Source organism: Pelomonas dachongensis (assembly GCF_043555865.1).
GTDB lineage: Bacteria > Pseudomonadota > Gammaproteobacteria > Burkholderiales > Burkholderiaceae_C > Pelomonas > Pelomonas dachongensis.
In genome coordinates, this window is record NZ_JBIGHY010000010.1 from 102,921 (window position 1) to 126,886 (window position 23,966).

The following is a 23,966-nucleotide window of genomic DNA, read 5'->3' on the forward strand; positions in this document are numbered from 1 at the left end:
AAGGAGGTTAGCGGCGGCCGGAGCCGCGGCCGGATTGGCGAATGACTTCGTTGATCTCGCGCACCGAGCGCTCGATCTCCTCGTCGTCCATCGCGGCGACGAGGTCGGCATCCAGGGCGCCATGGATGGTGGAGGCGAACCCTGAATTGCCCAGGTTCTGCGTGGTGTCGCCGGCAGGATCGCCCTCGCCTTCCCACTCCACGGCCAGCACGGTGACGTTGTCGCTGCGCTCGCCGCCGCGGCGCAAGGCCTGCTCGACCAGTTCGGGCACCGACTCGGAGATGGCCTGATCGGACAGCTGCTGGACGATCTCGTGATCCTCCACGCTGCCCCACAGGCCGTCCGAACACAGCAGCAGGCGGTCGCCGGGCTCCATCAGCAGCGCACCCTGGCAATCCACCATGGGCTTGCCGGGGCTGCCCAGACAGGTGAACAGCACGTTTCGGTTGAACGGCTCGTTGCCGCGGCCGACGCGACCCAGGGCTTCTTGCAACTCGGAGTACGAGTGGTCACGCGTGCGGGCGATCAGCTTGTCGCCGCGCACCAGGTAAAGCCGCGAGTCGCCGCAATGCGCCCACCACGCCTGGTTGCCTTGCATGATGCAGGCCACCACCGTCGTGCGCGGCGTGTCCGACAGGCCCTTGCTGGCGGCATAGCGCAACAGCTGCTGGTGCGCGATGACGATGGTCTCTTGCAGGAACCGCTGCGGGTCGTCCAGCACCGGCCGGGCGTCCTGCTGGAACAGCGCGGCCAGCGTCTGCAGCGCGATCTGCGCGGCGACCTCACCCTCGGGGTGACCACCCATGCCATCGGCCAGCGCAAACAGGCCGGCCTCCCGCGTGTAGCAATAGCCCATGCGGTCTTCGTTGGTCTCGCGACCGCCGCGACGGCTGACTTGGAATACGCTGAACCTCAAAGCCCAGGCTCCCGGCAAATGCGAGCACAGGCGCTCATACTTTGGCTCCGGACTTGAGGTTTTCCAGCTGCAGCTTCAGGCGTTCGCTGAAGCTGAGCTTGGTGTAACGACGCTCGGTCTCGCGCGCCAGTTCCTTTTGCAGCGCGAACACGCTCTGTGGGCGCGCCAGCGGGTCCAATGCCATGCACCACTCGGTGACCTCGATGAGGTTGTCGGAATAGACATTGCGCAGGCGCGACAGGCTCAGATTCAGGCGGTCCTTCTCCAGCCGCTGCGGCGCGTCGTTGGGCGGGTAGCCCTGCATGCAGGCGTAGATGCAGGCACCGATGGCGTAGATGTCGGTCCACGGGCCCAGCGAACCGTCGCGGCGGTACATCTCCGGCGCGGCAAAGCCCGGCGTGTACATCGGGCGGATGAAGTTGCCTTCCTTGCTCAGCACCTCGCGCGCAGCGCCGAAGTCCAGCAACACGGCCTTGTTGTCGTTCGTGATGAAGATGTTGGCCGGCTTGATGTCCAGGTGCAGCATCTTGTGCTGGTGCACGATGCGCAGGCCGCGCAGGATCTCGTCAAACAAGCTGCGGATGGTGGACTCGCGGAACACCTTGTCACGCTTCATGTCGCGCGCGGTCACGATGAAGTCCTGCAGCGTGTCGCCCTGCAGGTAGTTCATGACCATGTAGACAGTCTCGTTCTCGCGCAGGAAGTTCAGCACCGACACGACGCTGGGGTGCGAGATCTGCGCGAGCGAACGGCCTTCCTCGAAGAAGCTCTTCAACCCCAGGCGGTACAGCGGCTGCTTCTCGGGCTTGACGCGCGGCGTCAGCTCCCCAGGGGAGCGTTCGGCCAGCGACGAGGGCAGATATTCCTTCAGCGCGACGAGGTGGTGGTCCGGGTCTTCGGCGAGGTACACCACGCCGAAACCGCCCGCCGCCAGCCGCTTGATGATCTGATAACCCCCGACCACCGTGCCTGCGGGCAATGGCGCCGGCTTCGGCTTGGACATAATCGCGTTTTGTGTCTGTTTTGCGAGTCTTGATGCCAGTCTACAGCATGACCGGGTACGCCAATTCCGTGGCGCAACCCCCTAGAGCCGACGACGGCAACAGCACGGGCCAGAGTGCCGTCAGCGTCGAGCTGCGCTCTGTCAACGGGCGCTTTCTGGACCTCAGCATGCGCATGCCGGAAGAGCTGCGTGGGCTGGAGCCACAACTGCGCGAACTCATCGCCGCCCGTTTCAAGCGCGGCAAGATCGAGCTTCGCATCAACACGCAGCGCGAGGCCGACGGCGCCTGGCCCCAGCCGCAACCGGATCAGCTCAACCGCCTGGCCAGCCTGGACGCCAAGGTGCGCACCTGGCTGCCGGACGCCCAGCCGCTGTCCGTGCACGAGGCCTTGAACTGGTGCAAGAGCGGCGCCGCTGCACCGGCCCAGCTGGACGCCGCGACGCTTGAAGCTGCCAAGGCCTGCGTGGCTGGCCTGGCCGAAGCGCGCGAGCGCGAAGGTGAGAAGCTGGTGGCGATCCTGAACGAGCGCATCTCGCGGCTGCGCGAGCTCGCCAGCGAAGCCGAGCCGCTGCTGCCCGCCGTGGTTGCGCGCCTGCAGCAACGCTTTCTGGAGCGCTGGCAGGAAGCGCTGGCCACCACGGGGGCGGCGTCCAGCGTGCCCCAGGAGGCGCTGCAGGAGCGCGCGCTGAACGAGGCGGCCGCGTTCGCAATCCGCATCGACGTCGCCGAGGAACTGGGCCGGCTGCGTGCCCACCTGGACGAGCTGAGCCGGCTGCTGAAAAAAGGCGGCGAGCTGGGCAAGCGCCTGGACTTCCTCATCCAGGAGCTGCACCGCGAAGCCAACACGCTGGGCTCCAAGTCCGCCGCGCTGGAGCTGACCAACATCTCTGTCGAGATGAAGGTGGCCATCGAGCAGATGCGGGAGCAGGTGCAAAACCTGGAGTAGCCGGCCAGGCTTGCCCCCCGTCAAGCGCGCGCCACTACCGGAACTCGTCAGGATTGATGCCCAGCTTGCGCAGCTTGTCGTGCAGCGTCTGCCGCGGGATGGCCAGGCCCTGGGCGGTGGCGGATTGGTCCCCGCGATGCCGCCTCAGCATCTCGCGCACCACCGCCCGCTCGAACGCCTCCACCTGCTGTGGCAGGCTGCGCGGCAGGGCCGGCACCTCGTCCGTGCCACGGCCGGACGTGAGGCGTTCGCCGGGCATGCCCAGCACGAAGCGGTCTGCCACATTGCGCAGTTCGCGCACGTTGCCGGGCCAGCCATAGCCCATCAGGTCGGCCAGCTGCGCGCTGCTCAGTTCGGGCACGGCGCAGCCATAGCGGCTGGCGGCCAGCAGGCAGAAATGCTCGAACAGCAGCGGGATGTCCTCGCGCCGCTCGCGCAGCGGCGGCAGCTCGATGAAGGCCACGCCAATGCGGTAGTAGAGGTCGGCCCTGAACTTCTGCTGGTCGGACAGCTCCTGCAGGTCGCTCTTGCTGGCGGCAACGATGCGGCAATTGATCGGTATCTGCTTGTTGGAGCCGATGCGTTCGATGGAGCGCTCCTGCACCGCGCGCAGCAGCTTGACCTGCACGGCCATGGGCATGCTCTCGATCTCGTCCAGGAACAGCGTGCCGCCGTCGGCATGCTCGAACTTGCCCACGCGGGCGCGGTTGGCGCTGGTGAAGGCGCCGGCCTCGTGGCCGAACAGCTCGCTGTCCACCAGGTTCTCGGGCAGGCTACCGCAGTTGATGGGCACGAAGTTCCTGCTGCGCCGCTCGCTGTGCTCGTGCAGGCAGCGCGCCACCAGCTCCTTGCCGGTGCCGGTCTCACCGTAGATCAGCACGTCCGCCGAGGTAGCGGCCAGTGACATCACCGCCCGCCGCACCTTCTGCATCTCGGCCGAGCGCCCGATCAGCAGCGCCTGAATGCCGTTCCAGTTCTCCAGAGTGTCGCGCAGCTCGCGCACCTGCAGCGCCAGCTGCCGACGCTCGACCGCATGGCGCACGATGGCAGTCAGCCGCTCGCGCGTGAACGGTTTTTCGATGAAGTCATAGGCGCCGTCGCGCATGGCCTGCACGGCCATCGTGATGTGGCCGTGGCCGGTCACCAGGATGACCGGCAGTTCCGCGTCGAGCGCGCGCAGCTCGGGCAGCCAGTCGATGCCGCTGGTGCCGGGCAGCTTGACGTCGCACACCACCACGACCGGCGCCCCGGGGCGGACGTGCGCGCGCGCAGCCTCGACGCTGGCGAAGTCCTCGACCGCGAAACCCGCCAGTTGCAGGATCTGCGCGGTGCTCTGGCGCACGTCCTCGTCGTCGTCGATCAGCAAGACCCGGATCGGGAGCTGGGTGTTCATCGTCGGTGTCATTCCATCAGGGCCGCTGCACGGCATCCAGCTCCACGATGAAGCACGCGCCACCGTCCGCCGCGTTGTGCGCGCTGAGGCTGCCATTCAGCGCGCGCAGCAGCTGCGCCGAGATCAGCAGGCCCAGGCCCAGACCGGCACCGGCCGGCTTGCTGGTGACGAAGGGCTCGAACAGGCGCGGCAGGATGTCGGCCGCGATGCCGGGGCCAGTGTCGCGCACCTCCAGCACGGCGCGCGTGCCGCACTGGCGCGCGCTGACCGTCAGCTGGCGCTGCGGCGCCGCCTGCATGGCCTCGATGGCATTGCGCATCAGGTTCACCAGCACGCTGTTCAGCGCGGCATCGTCGGCCAGCACCTGCAGGTCGGGCGGCTGCAGGTCGGCCACGATGCTCACGCCCGCGCTGCGGGCCGCAGGCGCCAGGCTGGCCTGCGCGTCGGCCAGGCAGTGCGCCAGCACCACGGGCGTCCCGCGCGTGTCGGCCTTGTGAGCGAAGGTCTTGAGCTGCGTGGTGAGCCGGGCCAGCCGGTCCACCATGCGCGTGATGCGAAGCAGGTTGTCCTGCACCTCCGGCGTGCGCTGCTGCTCCAGCAGCAGGACGGCGCTTTCGGCCAGCGTGCGCAGCGCCGTCAGCGGCTGGCTCAGCTCGTGCACCAGCGCGGCGGACATCTGGCCCAGCGCTGCCATCTTGCCGGTCTGCACCAGCTCGCTCTGCGCGGCGCGAAGTTGCTCGGTGCGCGCGGCCACGGTGGACTCCAGCGCGTCGTGGGCCGCCTGCAGAGCGGCCTGGTTGGCCAGGCGGTGGCGCAACGCGCGGCGGCGCTGCGCCACCGCCACCACCGCCAGCAGCAGCACCGCCATCGCCAGCGCCGCAGTGACGGCCGCGTTGCGCGCGGACTGCTTCACGCTGGCCAGGTCGTCCAGCGTGATCAGCCGCCACGGCGCGCTGCCCAGCCGGCGCGACGAGGCCAGCTGCTCGCGCCCCTCGACATCGACCACCGCCACCTTGTCGCCCAGCGCGCGCAGTGGCGTCCAGCGCAAGGCCTGCAGCGGCGAGTCGCCGTACGCCCGGGTACGCTTCGCTTCGGCCCGTTGCTGCGCATCCAGCGCCGCCAACGGCCGAAAGCGCAGCGCATCGCGGGTGGTCAGGATCACCACGCCGCGCTCATCCACCAGCAGCACGTCGCCCGGGAGCCGGCGCCAGCTGCGCTCCGCGCCGGTCAGGTCCACCTTGACCGCCACCAGGCCACGCGCCGGCCGGCTGCCGCGCAGCGCGTACGACAGGTAGTAGCCGGGCCTGCCGCTGGTGATGCCCAGCCCGTAGAACCGCCCACGCCCGCTGCGCAGCGCATCGGCCACGTAGGGGCGGAAAGACAGATCCCGCCCGACGGTGGTGCCCGGCTCGTCGGCATCCGAGGCCGCCAGCGACACGCCAGCCGCGTCCATCACGTAGACCATCTCCGCTCCCGTGGTGGCGTTCACGCCTCCCAGGTAGCGGTTGACGGCACCGCGCAGCGGCGCGTCGGCGGGAGCGTCCAGCAGCGCGGGCACCAGCGGCGTCATCTCCAGCAGGGCCGGCAGGTGCTCGAAGCGCTGGAGATCGGCCTCCAGCGCGCCGGCCAGCATGTCCAGGCGGTGATCGGCCGACTCGCTCAGGCGCTCGATGGCCGCGTGCCGGGCCACCTGGTGGCCGGCGAAGGCGGCGAGCGCCACCAGCGCCAGCGCGGCACTCCAGCGCCAGCCGGCACGGCGCCGACGGGTCGCCGGCGACAGGGCTGAAGGGCCAGCGGGAGCTGAAGGTGCAGAAGGAGCAGAAGGGGCAGAAGGGGCGGCCGGCACAGAAACCGCCTCGCGGGATGTCATGCGGCTGTTATCGCACAAGCCCGCCGCCCGCGCATGCGGAGCAGCCCCGGTCGCGCGTCCGGTCAGCGCGCCGGCTGGCCGGGCATGTGGTGCTCGACCTGGTCCAGCACCGCCTCGGGTTCGTCGGCTTCGGCGACGGTCTCGTTGTTCAGCACGCGGTCCATGCGCTCCTTGTCCAGATCATTCGTCCACTTGCCCACCACCACGGTGGCCACGCCGTTGCCGATCAGGTTGGTCAGCGCGCGCGCCTCGGACATGAAGCGGTCGATGCCCAGGATCAGCGCCAGCCCCACCACCGGCACGTGGCCCACGGCCGACAGCGTGGCCGCCAGCACGATGAAGCCGCTGCCCGTCACGCCGGCCGCGCCCTTGGACGTCAGCAGCAGCACGCCCAGCAAGGTGAGCTGCTGTGTCAGCGTCATCGGGGTGTCGGTAGCCTGCGCAATGAAGACCGCGGCCATGGTCAGGTAGATGGACGTACCGTCCAGGTTGAACGAGTAGCCGGTCGGGATGACCAGGCCCACGGTGGACTTGCGCACGCCCAGGTTCTCCAGCTTGGCCATCATGCGCGGCAGCACCGACTCGCTGGACGAAGTGCCCAGCACGATCAGCAGCTCCTCCTTGATGTATTTGATGAACTTCCAGATCGAGAAGCCGTGCGCACGCGCGATGCCGCCCAGGATCACGAAGATGAACAGCAGGCAGGTCGTGTAGAACGTGGCCATCAGCTGGGCCAGCTGCACCAGCGAGCCGACGCCGTACTTGCCGATGGTGAAGGCCATCGCGCCGAACGCGCCGATGGGCGCGGCCTTCATGATGTAGCCGACGATGACGAACAGCACGTGCGAGAACTTCTCGATGAAGTCGAACACCGGCGTGCCTCGGCCGCCGAACTTGTGCAGCGCGAAGCCGAACATCACCGAGAACAGCAGCACCTGCAGGATCTCGCCCTTGGCGAACGCGTCCACCACGGTGGTCGGGATGACGTTCAGGATGAAATCCACCGTGCCCTGCATCTTGCCCGGCGCGGTGTACGCCGCCACGGACTTGGCGTCCAAGTGGCTGACGTCCACGTGCATGCCCTCGCCGGGCTTGACAACGTTGATGACGACCAGGCCGACGATCAGCGCGATGGTCGACACCACCTCGAAGTAGAGCAGCGCCATGCCGCCGGTGCGACCCACGCGCTTCATGTCCTCCATGCCCGCGATGCCGCCGACGACGGTGCAGAAGATGATGGGCGCGATGATCATCTTGATCAGCTTGATGAAGCCGTCGCCGAGCGGCTTCATGGCGGCGCCGGTCTCGGGCCAGAAATGCCCCAGCAACACCCCGACCACGATGGCCGTGATGACCTGCAGGTACAGGCTCTTGTAGAAGGGTTGAGATACAGATACGGGTTGGCTTGTCATGGCAGTCTCCTTGTCGTTGTTCAGGCGTTGCGCTGCGAAGTGCTCTGCGAGTGGGCGTCCACCACGGCCAGCGCGGTCATGTTGACGATGCGGCGCACGGTGGCGGACGGCGTGAGGATGTGGACCGCGCGGTCCGCCCCCAGCAAGATGCCGCCGACGGTGATGCCGTTGCCGGCCGCGATGCGCAGCAAGTTGTAGGAAATGTTGGCCGCGTCCACGTTGGGCATGACCAGCACGTTGGCCTCGGTCGCCAGCGCCGAGCCGGGGAACTCGCGGTCCAGGATGGTCTTGGACAGCGCCGCGTCGCCACGCATCTCGCCTTCCACGGCCAGCTGCGGGTCGGCCCGCTGGACCAGGGTCAGCGCAGCGCGCATCTTGACGGCCGAGGGCGCGTCTGAGCCGCCGAAGCTGGAATGCGACAGCAGCGCCACGCGCGGCGTCACACCGAAGCGGCGCACCTCCTCGGCGGCCATCAGCGCGATCTCCGCCACCTGGGCGGCGTCGGGGTCGCGGTTCACATGCGTGTCGCAGATGAACAGCTGCCGGCCGGGCAGCAACAGCATCTGCATGGCCGCCAAGGTCTGCCGGCCGGCGCGCAGGCCGATCACGTCGCGCACGTGGCGCAGGTGGTCGCCGTAGCCACCGAGCGTGCCGCACAGCATCGCGTCGGCCAAGCCCTGGCGCACCAACATCGCGGCCAGCAGCGTGCCGCTGCTGCGCATCAGCGCATGCGCCACGTCGAGCGACACGCCGTCGCGCCGCTTGCTCCGGTAGTAGGCGTCGGCGGCGTCGCCATGCGAGGCCGGGTCCTGCGGGTCGATGGCCTGGCAGTCGCTGCCCAGCCTGAGGCGCAGGCCGTACTGCGCGATGCGCTCGGCAATGACGCCGGGCCGCCCCAGGAGCAGCGGCCGGGCCAGGCCTTCGTCCACCACCACCTGGGCCGCGCGCAGCACGCGCTCGTCCTCACCCTCGGCGTACACCACGCGCCGCGGCGCAGCCTGGGCGGCGGCGAACAGCGGCTGCATGCTGCTGCCGGACTGGTAGACGAACCGCGCGAGCCGTTGGCGGTAGGCGCGCATGTCGGCGATGGGCCGCGCGGCCACGCCGCTGTCCATCGCGGCCTGCGCCACGGCGGGCGCAACGGCCTCGATCAGCCGTGGGTCGAAGGGCTTGGGGATCAGGTAGTCGCGGCCGAAGCGCAGGCCGCGCGTGCCGTAGGCCTGGGCCACCACCTCGGGGATCTCGGCATGCGCCAGATCGGCGATGGCGCGCACTGCGGCCAGCTTCATCGCCTCGTTGATCGTCGTGGCTCCCGCATCCAGCGCGCCGCGGAAGATGAACGGGAAGCACAGGACGTTGTTGACCTGGTTCGGATAGTCCGAGCGGCCGGTGCCGAGCACCGCGTCGGGCCGCACGGCCAGCGCGTCTTCCGGCCGGATCTCCGGGTGCGGATTGGCCATCGCCAGGATGACGGGATCGCGCGCCATCACGCGGACCATCTCGGGCTTGAGCACGCCGCCGGCGGACAGGCCCAGGAAGATGTCCGCGCCTTCGATGACCTCGGCCAGCTGGCGCGCCGGGGTGTCCTGCGCGTAACGCGCCTTGTTCGGGTCCATCTGCTCGCGCCGGCCGGCGTACACCACGCCCAGGCTGTCGGTGACGGTGATGTTGCGCAGCGGCAGGCCCATGCTGACGATCAGGTCCAGGCAGGCCAGCGCCGCGGCGCCGGCGCCCGAGGTCACGAGCTTCACCTCGGTCAGGTCCTTGCCCACGTGCCGCAGCGCATTCAGGATCGCAGCGGCGGCCACGATGGCGGTGCCGTGCTGATCGTCGTGGAACACCGGGATCTTCATGCGCTCGCGCAGCTTCTTCTCGATGTAGAAGCACTCGGGCGCCTTGATGTCCTCCAGGTTGATGCCGCCGAACGTGGGCTCCATTCGCGCGATGGTGTCGATCAGCGCGTCGGGGTCGTTCTCGGCCAGCTCGATGTCGAACACGTCGATGCCGGCAAACTTCTTGAACAGGCAGCCCTTGCCTTCCATCACCGGCTTCGCGGCCAGCGGGCCGATGTCGCCCAGCCCCAGCACGGCCGTGCCGTTGGTGATGACGGCCACCAGGTTGCTGCGCGCCGTGAGGTGAATCGCCTCATCCGGGTCGCGGGCGATCTCCAGGCAGGCCTCGGCCACGCCGGGCGAGTAGGCCAGCGCCAGGTCGCGCTGCGTTGCCATCGACTTGGTCGGTGTGACCGAAATCTTGCCGGGCGTGGGGTAGCGGTGGTAGTCCAGCGCCTCATCGCGCAAGCTGTCGTCGGCCATGGTTGTCTCCGGGTCTTGGTTTTGCGAAACCGGGTCTGCTTGCGGCAGCCCTGGCGCCGCGTTCACGCCGCGGTCGTCACCCCCATTTGCAATGGCCATGCCATGCCGCCGGCACTCATGCCGGTTGCATAAAGCGTTGTTGCAGAAGGACTTTTTCTACGGTGCCACAGCGCACGGCCCGGTGATCCGGCATCGGCACACCGTCGGCATCCGGCGTTCCGGACGGCGACCACCGTAGAAACCCTGAACGGCGGATCACAGCGGATGCGGGCCCGCATGCCGCGCCCTCCCGATGCCAGGCGCCGTCGGGTCAGTACCCCGTGTGGAGCTGGGAGTCCCCGGACGGCCGCTGCGGCAGCACGAGGGTGAAGACCGCGCCGCCGCCCACCCGGTTGTCCGCCCAGATCTGGCCGCCATGGATGTCGAGGATCTTGCGGCAGATGGCCAGGCCGAGCCCGGTGCCGCCCGAGCCGTCCTGGGTCCGGCTGGACTGCACGAAGGCTTCGAAGATGGACTCCAGCTCCCCGGGCGGGATGCCGGGGCCGCGGTCGGCCACGGTCAGCGTCAGCGTGTCGGATTCGCTCGCCAGGCAGGCGACCTGAAGCGCGCCGTCCTGCGGCGAGAACTTGATGGCGTTGGCGATGACGTTGCGGATCGCCTGGTGGATGCGCGTCGGGTCCAGCCGCGCGATGAGCGGCTCGTCCGCCAGCGTCAGCGCCACGCGCAAGCCTCGCTGCGCCAGCAGCGGGTCCACTTCGCGCAGCACGGCCTGCACGATCTCCCGCAGGTCGCAACGCTCCAGCTCGAAAGTGCCCACGGCGCTCTCGATCTTCGACACGTCCAGCAGGTCGTTGACCAGCGCCAGCATGCGCTGCCCGGAGTGGTGGATGTCGTTGAACATGCCGGCCAGGCGGGCGTTGTCACGGCCGCGCACGCAGCCCAGCTCGGAGAAGCCCAGGATGGCCTGCAGCGGCGTGCGCAGTTCGTGGCTGATGTTCGCGACGAACGCCGACTTTTCACGGGACGCGCGCTCGGCCGCGTCACGGGCTTCACGCGTGGCGCGCTCGGCGTCCCGGAACTCGCTGACATCCATCAGCGTGCACAGGATACCGGCCGGCTCGCCGCCGTCGCCGGGGACGACGACCTTGGTCAGCACCATGTCGCGCCGGGACCCGTCGCGGTGCAGCACCTGCGTCTCGTAGCGCGCCTTGCCGCCGTGGGCCAACAGACGCGCATCTTGCTCGGCGTGCAGCTCGGCATCTTGCGCCGACAGGAAGGCGCCTACCTGCGTGCCGATCACGCTGGCGCGCGGGCGACCGACGAAATCCTCCCAGGCCTGGTTCACCAGCACGTACCGGCCCGCCGTGTCGAACATGGAAACTGGCAGCGGGCTCATCTCCAGCAACAGGGCGCTGAAGGCGAGCTGGCGCTGAAGCTGCTGGTCGGCGAGAACGCGCTCACTGACGTCCACCGCGCTGCCGGCGAACCCGACGATGCGGCCCTCGCCGTGCAGCGGCACCACCGCCACGAGGAAGTGCCGCAGCCGGCCGTCCGCCGCGCGCAGGCACAGCTGCTCTTGGCGCACGCCGACGCGGTCGTCCCGCGTGAACAGGTCGTCGGTGCGCTGACGGTCGGGGAGCGCCACCAGGTCCCGCAGCCGCTGGCCGATGGCGTGGTCCGGGCCCTCGTGGCTGATCGCCACCCAGCGCGCGTTCACGAAGGTGATGGCCCCGGTGGCATCCGTGCGGAAGATCAGTTCCTGCACGCTCTTGAGCAGCACGCTCAGTTCCCGTTCACGCAGGGCCACCTGCTCGTGCGCGCCGTCCAAAGCCGCGCGCGCGTGCTCACGGGCATCCATCTCGCGCAGCAGGACCGCCAGCCCGCCCAGGATGGCCAGCAGCGCCAGCAGGCCGACGGCGCCGAGCAAGTTCACGCGCTCGTGCCAGGGCCGCAGCACCGCCTGCTGCGCCAGCTCCACCAGCACCACCAACGGCCGCGTGCGCGACGCGCGAAAGGCCACCACCTGCCGCCCCTCCAGCAGGCCGCGGCCGATGTACACCCCATGCTCCCGTTGCGGGAGCCAGCTGTCGAAGACGGGATGGCCGCTGATCTGCTGGCCGGGTTCGAGCGCCACCGGCTCGTTGGCCGCCACCAGCCGGCCCTGCCAGCTCGCAAGCAGCGCCACGCCCCCATCGCCGGACACGGCGACCTGCTGGAAGTTCGCCAATGCGCCCGGGTTGATGAGTGCCACCAGCAGTACGCGCTGCCCGGCCGCCCCGCGCACCCAGCGCACCAGCGGCAGCACGCCCACCCCGGCCGCCCGCGGCGCGCCGCTCGTTGCCAGGTCGAACAGGCTGCGTCCCGGCCGCAGCGGCAGCAGCGCCTCCTGACCTTCGGCGGGCAAGGGTCCCCACCCGTCCATGTCGATGCGCAGGCCCGGCTCGCCGCGGATGGAACTGGCCAGCACCACGCCGCGCTCGTCGATCACGGCGGCGCTGCGCAGGAACGGAAGGCTGGACAGCAGTGGCTGGCCGAGCAGCGGCTGCAGGCGGGCCGGCTCCAGCGTGCCCTGCTGCGCGATGCCCTCGCCCAGCGTGCGCAGGATCAGCGACGCGGACTCCACGGTGCGTGTGACATGGTCTTCCAGCGTGCGGGCGATCAGCTCGGCACGGCCCTGGGCATGGCCCAGCGTCTCGCCGCGCTCGAAGCGGGCCAGCAGCGCCAGGGCCGCCACCACGGTCAGTGACAGCAGCACCGCCAGGACCTTGGCCATCAGCCGCGCGCGGCCGAGCATGGAGCGCCGGTGAGTGCCTGACATCGCCCGTCGACCTCGCTGCATGGCCTAGTGGGCCACCACGATGTCTTGCAGCCCGTGCTTGCGCGCCGCGTCGAGCAAGCGGCCGTCGCGCTTGATGCTGGCGACGAACTCGTCGAGCCGGGCCAGCCAGCCCGCGTCGCCCCGCTTGACCGCATAGCCGTAGGGCAGCACGTGGAACGGCGCGGGCGGCGGCACGAGGCGGGCCCAGTCGGCGTTGTCCAGCAGCCGGCGGCTGTAGGGGAAGTCGGTCATGAAGACATCCACCCGCCCCGCCTCCAGTTCCTGTTCACGCGTCTGCGGCGGCCGGATGACGGCCATGCGCGCGTGTTTCAGCGCGTCCCGCATGACGGGCTCCATGAACGTGCCCGCCTGCACCGCGACGACAACGCCGGGCTGGTCGATGTCGGCCCACTGCCGCACCGTCCGGTTCGCACGGGTGGTCACGCCGTAGATGTCACTCTGCAGGTAGGGCGCCGTGAACGCCATCGCCTGCTGGCGGCTGGGCAGCACAGCGACGGCGAACATGGCCACGTCGCAGCGCCCCGCCTGCAGGTCGGCGGCCAGCTGCGGAAACGACGACTCCACGTACTCGACGTTTGCCTGAAGCTCGCGCGCCAGTTCGGCCGACAGCTCGATATCGATACCGCCCAGCTGACCGGTGCGCGGGTTGCGGTAGGTGACGCCGTAGTAGTCGGGCCAGATGCACACGCGCATCGCGCCGCTGGTGCGCACGCGCTCCAGCGTCTGGGCGCCGGCCGCGCAAGACAGCGTGGCCAATGCCGCCAGCGCGAGCATGATCCGGCGAACAGATGTCATGACGTCATTCCCCGGGTGTCAGTCCAGACCCGCCAGGTCCTCGAAGCTCGGGGGCTGGCGATGGATGCGCAGGCGCAGCTCGATCAGCGCCGCAGCGTTTTTCATGAACGCGTCGACCACCTGCGGATCGAATGCCAGCCCACGCTGACCGTTGAGCATCGCCAGCGCCACATCGTCCGGGAACGCCGGTCGGTAGCAGCGGTCCATCGTCAATGCATCGAAGAAGTCGACCACCGCGACGATGCGGCCAGACAACGGGATGGCCTCGCCCGACAGGCCTTGCGGGTAACCCGTGCCATCCCATCGTTCGTGGTGCGCCAGGGCCACCTCGGCGGCGACCTGGAACAACGGCACGCGCGAGCGTCCCAGGATGTCCGCCCCGATCCGCGCGTGTCCGTTCATCACCTGGCGTTCTTCCGGGCTGAGGCCGCCCGGCTTCTTGAGGATGTCGTCGGGGATGCCGATCTTGCCCACGTCGTGCATCGGCGCGGCCCGGCGCAGCATCTGCGCGAACCGCGCCGGCTGACCCAGCGCCAGAGCAAGCGCCTCGGCGAGGTAGCCGATGCGCACCATGTGCACGCCGGTGTCGTCATCGCGGAACTCCGCCGCGAGCGAGAGGCGCAACAGCGCCTCGTGATGGGCCCGCGTGACTTCGCGCAGCGCGTCGTTGCGCTCGTGATACATCTGGCCCAGGTCCACGACGATGCGCTCCATCTGCGCCACCGCGGCTTCGTCAAAGCTGCGGCTGGCGGGAAGCTCGGCCGGGCGCGACATCTCGTGCGCCCTCATGCCGGCGCCCACAGCCCGGCAATGCAGTCGATCAACTGCAGCGGGCTGAACGGCTTGACCAGGTACAGGTCGGCACCCGCCGCCAGTCCGGCCTCGCGGTCGCTCGCCTGACCGCGCGCGCTGAGCATGATGATCCGCGGCGACGCCGACGTGCAACCGGCACGCAGTTGGCGGCACACGTCGATCCCGCTGACACCGCCCGGCATCATCACGTCCAGCAGCACCAGATCCGGCAGCCGTTCGGCCGCCATGCGCAGCGCCGTCGCGCCATCGGCCGCCTCGCGGATGTCGTAGTCCTCGAACTCGAGCGTCAGCCGGATCAGGCGGCGGATGTCTGCATGGTCGTCGACGATCAGGATGCTTTTCATGCGGTCACTCCGGTGGCTGGGTTTTGCTAAAATTATCATTTATATCGATTAAAGCTGCCAAGGCAGGCACTTCAGCCGCCCCGGCTTTCGCCCAAAAGTTCTCAAGAACCCGGCCTTTTTGCAGCCCGCCGGCACTCACTGGTCGTCTGCAAGCCAGCCAGCGCATAGCCAAGGCTGCGACCCACGCCGACCCGTTAGCTCAATGAGTAAAGGCATGTCGAGATCTTGACGCCAGCGCGTCGCCTCGACGTGCGGCGGCGGCGCACGCGCTGGCGCCGCTGCCCATCTCGATCACCCGGTCATGCAGAAAGTCACAGCCGGAGTATTCACGACACTATCGTTTTTATCGTTTATTGATTCCAATACGGGCATCGCACTTCGTCGAGCACGCCCGATCCCGTCCCGCTCTCGACGACTGACAACGAAAGCCCCTCATGAAAGCCCTGAAGCATCTCCGCGTCGGCAGCCGCCTTGCCATTGCCTTCGCCGTGGTCACCATGTTGCTGGTAGCCATGGCCGGCTTCGCCCGCTGGGGCCTGAACGACATCGGCGAGCACATGGACAACGTGCTGCACAGCCACTACGCCAAACTCAAGACCGTCATCAGCATCGACGACGACGTGAACCTGCAGGCACGCGTCGTGCGCAACCTGGCGCTGATGGACAGCGATGCGCAGCGTCAGCAAGAGATCGTGCTGCTGATGGCGTCGCGCGAGCGCCTGGTGAAGTCTTACGCCGAACTGCGCGCCCGGCTGAGCACCCCCGAAGACCTGGCGCTGTTCGAGCAGGTGCAGGCCGAGCACGCCCTTTTCACGGCACACGAGGAAGAGTTGCTGCAGCACGTGCGCCACGGCGACCTCGCCGCCGCCAAGACCGTGCTGCTTGACAAGTTGCGCCCGCGTCAGCTCTCCTACCAGCAACGACTTCAGGCGCTGACGGAACTGGAGGAAGGACAGATGGAGACTGCTGGTGAATCCACGCTCGCAACCGTGGGGAGCGTCACCCGCCTGACGCTCGCATTTGCCGCGCTCGGCCTGGTCCTGGCCCTGGCATCGGGCGTGGTCATCACCCGCTCGGTGACGGTGCCCGTCGCGCAAGTCGTTCGCAGCCTCAAGGCCGTGGCCAGTGGCGACCTGACCGTGGACGTGGCCGTGAACCGTGGCGACGAACTGGGCGAACTGCAGCAAGCGCTCGCCGACACGGTCGCCGGCTTGCGCCAATTGGTGAACGAGGTGCGCACCGGCATCGACTCCGTGACCACGGCCTCGGGCCAGATCGCGGCCGGCAACCAGGACCTGTCCAGCCGCACCGAGCAGCAGGCGGCCAGCCTGCAGGAAACCGCCAGCACCATGGAGCAGATGACGGCCACCGTGCGCCACAACGCCCACAACGCCAGTGCGGCCAGCGGGCTGGCGGCCACCGCCGCCGGCGCTGCCGAGCGCGGCGGCGACGTGGTGGGCGAGGTGGTGGCCACGATGGACGAAATCAGTGCCAGCAGCCGCCAGGTCGCCGAGATCGTCGGCGTCATCGACGACATCGCGTTCCAGACCAACATCCTGGCGCTGAACGCCGCCGTGGAGGCCGCCCGCGCCGGCGGGCAGGGCCGCGGCTTTGCCGTCGTCGCGGGCGAGGTCCGCACGCTGGCGCAGCGCAGCGCTGCGGCCGCCAAGGACATCAAGGCGCTGATCGGCACGAGCGCCGACAAGGTGGCCGCCGGCAGCCAGCAGGTCGCAGCGGCCGGCCAGGCCATGCACGACATCGTTGCGCAGGTGCGTCAGGTCAACCAGCTGATCGGCGAGATCGCCGGCACGGCCGGCGAGCAAAGCCGGGGCATCGAGCAGGTCAATATCGCCGTCACGCAGATGGACCAGGTCACGCAGCAGAACGCGGCGCTTGTCGAGGAAAGCGCGGCTGCTGCCTCCAGCCTGTCCCGCCAGGCCCAGGCGCTCGCTCAGGCGGTGGCGGCCTTCCAGGTCGAGCGGCCAGCTGCCGCCGCGGCGCCGGCGCTAGAGGCCACCGCACCCGCGTCCACCGGCCGGGCCGCCGCTGCACGTCGGCCGACCGCACACCCGCCGGCCACCGCCGCACTCGCCTCGCAGCCCGCGTGGGCATCCTGCTGAGTGGACGACACCGCCGGCCACCCGCATCGCAACTTCATCCTGCGCAACCCATGAACTCGATCCTCATCGTCGATGACAACGTGCACCTGATCGCGGTGCTGGGCAAGATGCTGGCGCCGATCGCGCAAGTCCGATTCGCGACGGCGGGCCTGCCGGCGCTGGCGCAGATGCGCGCGGAACCGCCACAGCTGGTGCTGCTCGATGCGGAGATGCCCGGCATGTCCGGCTATGCCGTCTGCCAGGCGATGCGCGCCGATCCCGAACTCGACAAGATCCCCGTCATCTTCGTGACGGCCCACAACGACGCGCAGGCCGAGGTGCGGGCCTTGGACGCCGGGGCCGTGGACTTCATCACCAAGCCCGTGAACGAGCCGGTGCTGCTCGCGCGGGTGCAGACTCAGCTGCGCCTCAAGGCCCTGACCGACGAGCTGCGACGCAGCGCCGCCATTGACGGCCTGACGCGCGTGGCCAACCGCGGCGCCTTCGACGAACGGTTGCAGCTGGAGCACGCCCGGGCCGCGCGGACCGGCGGCGAGCTGTCGCTGCTGCTGTTGGACGTGGATCATTTCAAGCGCTTCAACGACCACTACGGGCACCCGGGCGGCGACGCCTGTCTGCGCGAGATCGCGTCGGCACTGGCCGGGCAGGCACGGCGGCCGGCCGACCTCGCTTCGCGCATCGGCGGCGAGGAGTTCGCGTTGCTGCTGCCCGACACGGACATGGCCGGCGCGTTGGGCGCGGCCGAGCGGCTGATCGCCGCCATCGCCTCGCTGGCGCTGCCCCATGCGGCATCGCCCACGGCCGCCCGCGTCACGGTGAGCATCGGCATTGCGAGTTGTGTGCCGCCGCAGCAGCAGGCCGCGGGCGCCGAGCGCCAGCTCGTCGAGCGTGCAGACCAGGCGCTGTACCGCGCAAAAGCAGAAGGCAGGAACCGCGCCTGCGCAGCGCTGTTCTCATGACCACGCCACATCCGGCCGCGCCGCAGGAAACCCGCGGGGGCGGACTGCTCTCACGCCGCGTGGTGATGACGCTGGTGCTGGTGGCACTGGCGGCCCTGCTGGCGGGCGCCCTCACCTTCATGGTCCAGACCGCGCAGAACCATGCAGATGCCGACGAGCGATTTGCCGCCCTGTCGCGGCGCGTCACGCAGGGCATCGTCGAGCGGCTGCGGCGCTACGAATACGGCCTGCGCGGCGCGCGTGGCGTGGTGCTCGCGGCGGAAGGCGACATGTCGCGCGCGGCATTCGCCCGGTACGCGGCGTCGCGCCAGATCGACCGCGAGTTCCCCGGCGCGCGCGGCTTCGGCATCATCCACCGGGTGACAGCCTCGCAGGAAGCTGCCTTCCTGGCCGCCCGGCGCAGCGAAGGCACGACGAGCTTCGCCATCAAGACGCTGGCGCGCCACGACGGCGACCGCTACGTCATCAGCTTCGTCGAGCCGATCGAACGCAACCGGGAAGCTGTAGGCCTGGACATCGCTTCGGAGGCGGCGCGGCGCGAAGCCGCCGTGCAGACCGCCAGAACCTCGCAGCCCACGCTGACGGCCCCGCTCACCCTCGTCCAGGCATCGGGCCGGACCTCGGGCGGCCTGCTGCTGCTGCTGGCGATACGCCGGACCACCGCCGGCGCGCCTGTGCCTGAGGTCGGCAGCGAGAACGACCCGGCCCTGATCGGCTGGGCCTACGTGCCGCTGCTCATCGAGGACATCCTCAGCGGGCTCGACGCCGAGGAGGAGCACTTCGGCATGTCGCTACTGGACCTGGCGCACCAGCCCGGCAGCGCCTTCTACGCCACGCGCCAGGATTCCCTGGACGCGAACGGCCCCGAGGAGCAGCGCATCGCCATCCCGCTGTATGGCCGCCGCTGGGAGGCACGGCTGCACCCGACGGCGGCGTTCATGCAGTCGCTGCACCAGTCATCACCGCTGAAGGCGGCTTTGCTGGCGGCGCTGCTGAGCGGCATCTGCGCGGCGCTGCTGTCCACCGGCCTTCAGCTGGTGGACAGGACGCGGTCACAGCGGCTGGAGCAGGCACGGCGCGCCGCCATCGTCGAGGGCAGCAGCGACGCCGTCATCGTGCAGACCCTGGACGGCACCGTCACGGACTGGAACGATGGTGCGGCCCGCCTGTTCGGCTTCACCCGCGAGGAGGCGCAGGGCAAGATCGCCACGGACCTTCTGCTGCCTGCCGATCTGGTGGCCGAGGACGAGAACATCCGCGCCACCGTGGCCAGCGGCGGGCGGGTGCGCGTGTTCGAGACGACGCGGCGCGCCCGCGACGGCACGCTGATCCCGGTCTCGATCACGGCCTCACCCATCCACGGCAGCGACGGCGTGGTGGTGGGCTCCGCCAAGATCCTGCGCGACGTGCGCGAAGCCAAGGCGGCCGAGCAACGCATGCGCGAACTCAACGCCTCGCTGGAAGACCAGGTGCGTGAACGCACGGCGCTGCTCGACGACGCAATGCGAGAGGCCCGCCAGGCCAACGAGGCCAAGAGCCGCTTCCTGGCCAACGTGAGCCACGAGATCCGCACGCCGATGAACGCAGTCATCGGCCTCTCCCACATGCTGGCCCGCACTCGCCTGGACGACGACCAGGCCGCCATGCTCACCCGCATCAGGACCGCCGGCAAGACGTTGATGGCCTTGCTGAACGACGTGCTGGACCTGTCCAAGATCGAAGCGGGCGAGATGACGCTGGAGATGGCCCCGTTCCAGCTGGAGGATGTCATCGCCGAGGTCTGCTCGCTGGCGCGTGTGTCCGCGGAGCAGCGCGGCATCGGCTTCTCGGTCTCGATGCCCGAGGCGACCGCGCAACCGCTGCTCGGCGACAGCACCCGGCTCACGCAGATCCTGCTCAACCTGCTCAGCAATGCCGTCAAGTTCACCGCGCAGGGGGGCGTGACGCTCGATGTCGACGCAGGTCACCTCGACGCCGCCGGGCGGCTGCCCCTCACCTTCCGGGTGACGGACACCGGCATCGGCATCGCCGAGGACGTGCAGCAACGCCTGTTCCAGCCGTTCGTGCAGGCCGACGCCTCGACCACGCGCAAGTTCGGCGGCACCGGGCTGGGCCTGTCCATCGTGCGCCAGCTGGTGGAGCTGCTGGGCGGGACGATCCAGCTGCACAGCGCGCCGGGTGCCGGCAGCTCGTTCGAGGTGCGGCTGACATTCCGGCTGGCCGACCAGGCCGCGCACCCACCCGCGCAGCGCGCGGCGGCTCAGCAGACCGGCAGCCTGTCGCTCGCGGGCATGCGCGTGCTCGTGGTGGACGACAACGCCCTCAACCGAGAGGTCGCCGAACGCATCCTCGGCAGCGAAGGCGCCGATGTGCACCTGGCCACCAACGGCCGCGAGGCCTGTGAGCTGCTGCGCCTGGGCGATGGCGGGTTCAACGCGATCCTGATGGACGTGCAGATGCCCGTCATGGACGGCCTGGAGGCCACCCGCCGCATCCGCGCGCTGTTGCACGGGGAGCGCCTGCCGTTGATCGGCCTGACCGCCGGGGTCTCCGCCGGCGAACGACGCGCGGCGCTGGACGCTGGCATGGACGCTGTGATCGGCAAGCCGTTCGAGCCCGAACAGCTCGTGGCGACGGTGGCGGGCTTCCTGCACCGCGCGCCAAACGAGTCCGCCACGGCCGCACCGGACGCGCCGAGCGCTCGACCTCCTGCCGACTGGCCGGTGATCGACGGGATCGATGCGACGGTCTCCTTCCGGCGGCTCCAGGGCGACCGCGGCCTGCTTCGGCGCATGCTGGCTTCAACGCAGCAGATGATCGAGGCGAACGCCGCGCTGTCGTCCGATCCGCTCGCCAGCGTCGACGCGCTGCGCGTGCACGCGGCGACGCTGCACGACCTCAAGTCCGTCGCAGGGACGCTGGGTGCCGGCGACCTGCAGGCCTGCGCGTCACGCGCGGAGGACGCGCTGAGAACCGATGACTGGGCAACCGCCCGTGACGCCATTCGCGCCCTGCAGGCGGTGGGCCAACCGCTGCTGCAGTCCATCGCAGCGGCGCTGGCCGGCAGCGCCCTGCAAGACCGCCGCACCAATACCGACGGCGCCGGCCTGGCCCTGAACGCCTCGACGCAGGCACGGCTGCTGGCCCAGCTGGACGGCAAGGATCTCGCCGCCCTGTCTACCTGGCAGGCGCTGGCCAGCCCACTCCGCACCCGGCTGGGCGAGGAGCAGGCCGAACGCCTTGGCGAGCTGGTCCAGTTGCTGCAGTTCGAAGAGGCAGCGCAGCAGATCCGCCGCGCCCTGCAGGTCGGCGACGGGCCCGGATGACAGCGGGCCGTACGCCGTGGGCCAGACCCGGTGTCAGAACCGGTATTCGCCCGTCAGCACATAGGCCCGGCCCAGCACGTCGGCCACGCTGGTCAGGTAGCCGCGGTAGGCGGTGTGGTTGGTCAGCGGCGGCTCCTTGTCGAGGAGGTTGCTGACGCCCAGCGACAGCTTGATGTTCTTGAAGCCGCTGTACTTCAGCATCAGGTTGTACTGCGAGTACGACGCGACGTTGCGCGGCCCCGTCGTACCGGCGCCGGTGGCAGCGGGCAGGTTCTGGTCCGCGATCTTGCTCTGGTAGCGCTGCGACAGCTGGACCATCCACTCGGCGTTCTGCCACGCCACCTGCGCCGTGTGGCGCCAGCGGTTGTTCAGGCCGCGCGTCGCGTTGGACAGACCCGCGTTCGGGTTCACCGGCACCACGTCGTTGTAGAAGCCCAGTGCCGAGACCCAGTCGCCGTTGTTGACACCCTCGGAGCGCGCGTCCCATTTGGTCAGGTAGGCGATGTCGATGCCGCCCGACAGCGTGCCCCAGGGCTGCTTGGGCGCGATGTACTTGAGACTCGCGTCGATGCCGGCGCCGCGGATGGATCCCACGTTGGACGGCGTGTTGATGACGGCGTCGCGTGAGCCGGTGGCGGACAGCACGCCCAGCGTGCCGTCGGCGTTGCGCAAAAACAGGCCGGGGTAGGTCGCCGGGTTGGCGAGGATGTAGTCGATGGCGCGGTTGCCGATGACCTCGTCGATCTGCGTGCGCCAGTAATCCAGCGTCAGCGTCAGGTTCTTGACCGGCTCGAAACCCATGCCGAAGGTGAGGCTGCGCGAGGTCTCGGGCTTCACGCCGGCGTTGTTGGGCACCTTGGTGATCTGGTTGTAGCCGGTCAGGCTGCACACCAGCTCAGGCGCGAAGCCGGGCCTGGCCGTCGGCACGCCGTTGACGGTGGGGCAGTTCAGCGGGTCGTTGAACACGGGGATCAGCGTGCGCTCGGTCTCCTTGGTGTAGATCTCTGGCAGGCTGGGCGCGCGGTAGCCGGTATTGGCCGAGCCGCGCAGCACAAGGCTCTTGATCGGCGTCCAGCGCGCGCTGAGCTTGGGGTTCACGGTGGTCTCGCCGAGGTCGCCGTACTTGTCGCCGCGCACCGAGGCGTTCAGCGTCAGGTCGCGCAGCACCGGCGCATCAACTTCAGCGAACAGCGACGTGATGGTGCGGCCGATCTGGGTGCTGGTGGCCGACGTGGCGCCGCTGGCGAGGTTGTCGCCGCCCAGCAGGTCGATCTGGCCGTTCAGCGCCGCCGAGGCATCGTTGCCAGCCTGGCCGATGGCGCGCCACTTGTCGCGGCGCAGTTCGCCACCCATCGCCAGCATCATGTCGCCGCCGGCCAGCTTCATGACGGCGCGCGAGAAGGTGGCGTCCAGGCTGGCGTTCTCGGCGCGGTGCAGGCGCAGCGTGTTGCCGTCAAGCAGTGCCGCGTTCAACACTTCCAGCCCCGCAGCATCCTGCAGCCCGAAGGGGTTGAGCCTGGGGTCCAAAAACAGCGTGCGGGCCGTCGTGCCCTGCACCGTGGCGATGCCGGTGACGCGCAGCCAGCCCGAGCCGGCCTTGGTGTTGCGTTCCGAGCGACCGTAGTTCAGGCCGGTGCGGTAGTCCCAGTTGCCCAGCGAGCCCTCAGCGGTCAGCACCAGGCGGTCGTTGCTGTGCACGTCGTTGCGGATGCGCGCGCCGGCGTCGGCCACCGACCACAGCACGTCGATGGGCCGGCCAGCCAGGTTCAGGCCCGGCACGGCGGGTACCTTGCCGTTGCCCGGGTAGTAGGGGTGGGTGCTGGTCAGGCGCACCGTGGGCGCGGCCGGGTTGTTGTACTGGTCGACCTCGAACTGGCTGTGGTTGAACTCGGCCGTGATCTGGTGGTCGCCGCCCAGCAGCAGCTTGCCCTGCGCGTAGAAGTTCAGGATGCCGTTCTTGTTGTTGAACGTCGTGTACTGCGTGTTGGCATCCAGGAAGCAGGTCTGGCGGCCGCCCGAAGTGCTGGGCACGGAGTACGGCGGCATGCAGCCGCTGGCGTACATCGGGTTGTAGCGCACGGTGCGCAGCGACGCGGTCGGGTTGGTCGGGTCGGTGAAGTTGCCCGGCGTCGCATTCGCGCCCAGGCCCGGCGCGGTGCTGATGCCCAAAGCCGTCAGCGCAGAGCCGTCGGTCAGCTCGGGGCGGGCCGAGCGCGGCAGTTCCTCGCGCTTCTGGATGTCGAAGGCCGCGTAGACGTTCCAGCGGTCTGCGCCCAGGTCGCCGATACCGGCGATCAGCCCCAGCGCCTGGGTGGCGCCACCGCCGGAGCGCTCGGGGATGGTGGTCTCCAGCTTGATGCCCACGCCCTTGTAAGACGGCAGCGTGTAGAACGCTTGCACGCCGCCCATCGCGTCGGAGCCGTAGCTGGACGAGGCGCCGTCGCGCAGGATGTCGACGTGGCTCAGCGCCATGCGCGGCATCACGTTGACGCTGACGTACTGGTTGGTCAGCGGCTCCTTGGCCAGGCGGCGGCCGTTCAGCAGCGTCAGCGTGCGCATGGGGCCAAAGCCGCGCAGGCTGGTCATGGGGCCCGCCGTGCCGGCGTTGGTGCCCAGCGAGTTCGCCTGCGGCAGCTCCAGCATCATGTCCTTGAGCTCGGTGTTGACGCGGGCGCTCAGCTCGGTCGCCTTCATCGACGTGACCGGCAGCGCCGCCTCGTCGTTGATGGAGCGCCGGATGATGGAGCCGGTGATCTCGACGCGCTCGATGGTCTGTGTCTGCTGGGCCTGCGCCAGCGGATGCGCGCCGGCGAGGCTGAGCAGTGCGAGGGCGATCGCGGTCGGTTGAGCTGCCGACGGGCGGCGGGGGTGTTGCATGGCTTGTCTCCTGGGGTGGCTGGATGGGGGCGCGGCC

Annotated in this window: 15 protein-coding genes; 4 read left to right on the plus strand and 11 right to left on the minus strand. The window is 69.4% G+C overall.

Features of this window, described 5'->3' with window-relative positions; translation table 11 throughout:
* Positions 1-7: 7 nt before the first annotated feature.
* Positions 8-916, minus strand: a complete 909-nt coding sequence (locus ACG02S_RS22225) for a PP2C family protein-serine/threonine phosphatase (RefSeq protein ID WP_394472685.1) — start codon at positions 914-916, stop codon at positions 8-10.
* 34 nt (positions 917-950) lie between these two features.
* Positions 951-1,919 (minus strand): serine/threonine protein kinase, encoded by a 969-nt coding sequence (locus ACG02S_RS22230; RefSeq protein WP_394472686.1) that lies wholly within the window; start codon positions 1,917-1,919, stop codon positions 951-953.
* A gap of 32 nt (positions 1,920-1,951) precedes the next feature.
* On the opposite strand from ACG02S_RS22230, the gene ACG02S_RS22235 reads away from it, so the two are divergent.
* Positions 1,952-2,866 (plus strand): YicC/YloC family endoribonuclease, encoded by a 915-nt coding sequence (locus ACG02S_RS22235; RefSeq protein ID WP_394472687.1) that lies wholly within the window; start codon positions 1,952-1,954, stop codon positions 2,864-2,866.
* Between the two features lie 34 nt (positions 2,867-2,900).
* On the opposite strand, the gene ACG02S_RS22240 is transcribed toward ACG02S_RS22235, so the two are convergent.
* From ACG02S_RS22240 to ACG02S_RS22275, 8 genes are all read right to left on the minus strand, one after another.
* Positions 2,901-4,259 (minus strand): sigma-54-dependent transcriptional regulator, encoded by a 1,359-nt coding sequence (locus ACG02S_RS22240; protein ID WP_394472688.1) that lies wholly within the window; start codon positions 4,257-4,259, stop codon positions 2,901-2,903.
* A gap of 16 nt (positions 4,260-4,275) precedes the next feature.
* On the minus strand, positions 4,276-5,979 hold the full coding sequence (locus ACG02S_RS22245; RefSeq protein WP_394472689.1) for a sensor histidine kinase: 1,704 nt from the start codon (positions 5,977-5,979) through the stop codon (positions 4,276-4,278).
* Positions 5,980-6,191: 212 nt separating this feature from the next.
* On the minus strand, positions 6,192-7,541 hold the full coding sequence (locus ACG02S_RS22250; RefSeq protein ID WP_394472690.1) for a dicarboxylate/amino acid:cation symporter: 1,350 nt from the start codon (positions 7,539-7,541) through the stop codon (positions 6,192-6,194).
* 20 nt (positions 7,542-7,561) lie between these two features.
* A complete protein-coding gene (locus ACG02S_RS22255; RefSeq protein ID WP_394472691.1) occupies positions 7,562-9,856 on the minus strand; it encodes an NADP-dependent malic enzyme in 2,295 nt (764 codons plus the stop codon).
* A gap of 310 nt (positions 9,857-10,166) precedes the next feature.
* Positions 10,167-12,674 (minus strand): sensor histidine kinase, encoded by a 2,508-nt coding sequence (locus ACG02S_RS22260; protein WP_394472692.1) that lies wholly within the window; start codon positions 12,672-12,674, stop codon positions 10,167-10,169.
* A gap of 24 nt (positions 12,675-12,698) precedes the next feature.
* A complete protein-coding gene (locus ACG02S_RS22265; RefSeq protein ID WP_394472693.1) occupies positions 12,699-13,490 on the minus strand; it encodes an ABC transporter substrate-binding protein in 792 nt (263 codons plus the stop codon).
* A gap of 18 nt (positions 13,491-13,508) precedes the next feature.
* Complete coding sequence (locus ACG02S_RS22270) at positions 13,509-14,279, minus strand: HD-GYP domain-containing protein (RefSeq protein ID WP_394472694.1); 771 nt, start codon at positions 14,277-14,279, stop codon at positions 13,509-13,511.
* Complete coding sequence (locus tag ACG02S_RS22275) at positions 14,276-14,647, minus strand: response regulator transcription factor (protein ID WP_394472695.1); 372 nt, start codon at positions 14,645-14,647, stop codon at positions 14,276-14,278. The genes ACG02S_RS22270 and ACG02S_RS22275 overlap by 4 nt, the downstream gene beginning before the upstream one ends.
* Positions 14,648-15,081: 434 nt before the next feature.
* On the opposite strand from ACG02S_RS22275, the gene ACG02S_RS22280 reads away from it, so the two are divergent.
* From ACG02S_RS22280 to ACG02S_RS22290, 3 genes are read left to right on the plus strand one after another with little or no spacing between them, the layout of a single operon-like run.
* The gene (locus ACG02S_RS22280; RefSeq protein WP_394472696.1) at positions 15,082-16,767 is read left to right on the plus strand and encodes a methyl-accepting chemotaxis protein; all 1,686 of its coding nucleotides are present in this window, start codon (positions 15,082-15,084) and stop codon (positions 16,765-16,767) included.
* 50 nt (positions 16,768-16,817) lie between these two features.
* Positions 16,818-17,726, plus strand: coding sequence for a diguanylate cyclase (locus tag ACG02S_RS22285; protein ID WP_394472697.1), 909 nt, complete (start codon positions 16,818-16,820; stop codon positions 17,724-17,726).
* Positions 17,723-21,052 (plus strand): CHASE domain-containing protein, encoded by a 3,330-nt coding sequence (locus tag ACG02S_RS22290; protein ID WP_394472698.1) that lies wholly within the window; start codon positions 17,723-17,725, stop codon positions 21,050-21,052. Before ACG02S_RS22285 ends, ACG02S_RS22290 begins: the two co-directional genes overlap by 4 nt.
* Positions 21,053-21,085: 33 nt before the next feature.
* Here ACG02S_RS22290 and ACG02S_RS22295 read toward each other — a convergent pair whose 3' ends face one another.
* The gene (locus ACG02S_RS22295) at positions 21,086-23,929 is read right to left on the minus strand and encodes a TonB-dependent receptor domain-containing protein (RefSeq protein ID WP_394472699.1); all 2,844 of its coding nucleotides are present in this window, start codon (positions 23,927-23,929) and stop codon (positions 21,086-21,088) included.
* Positions 23,930-23,966 lie beyond the last annotated feature (37 nt).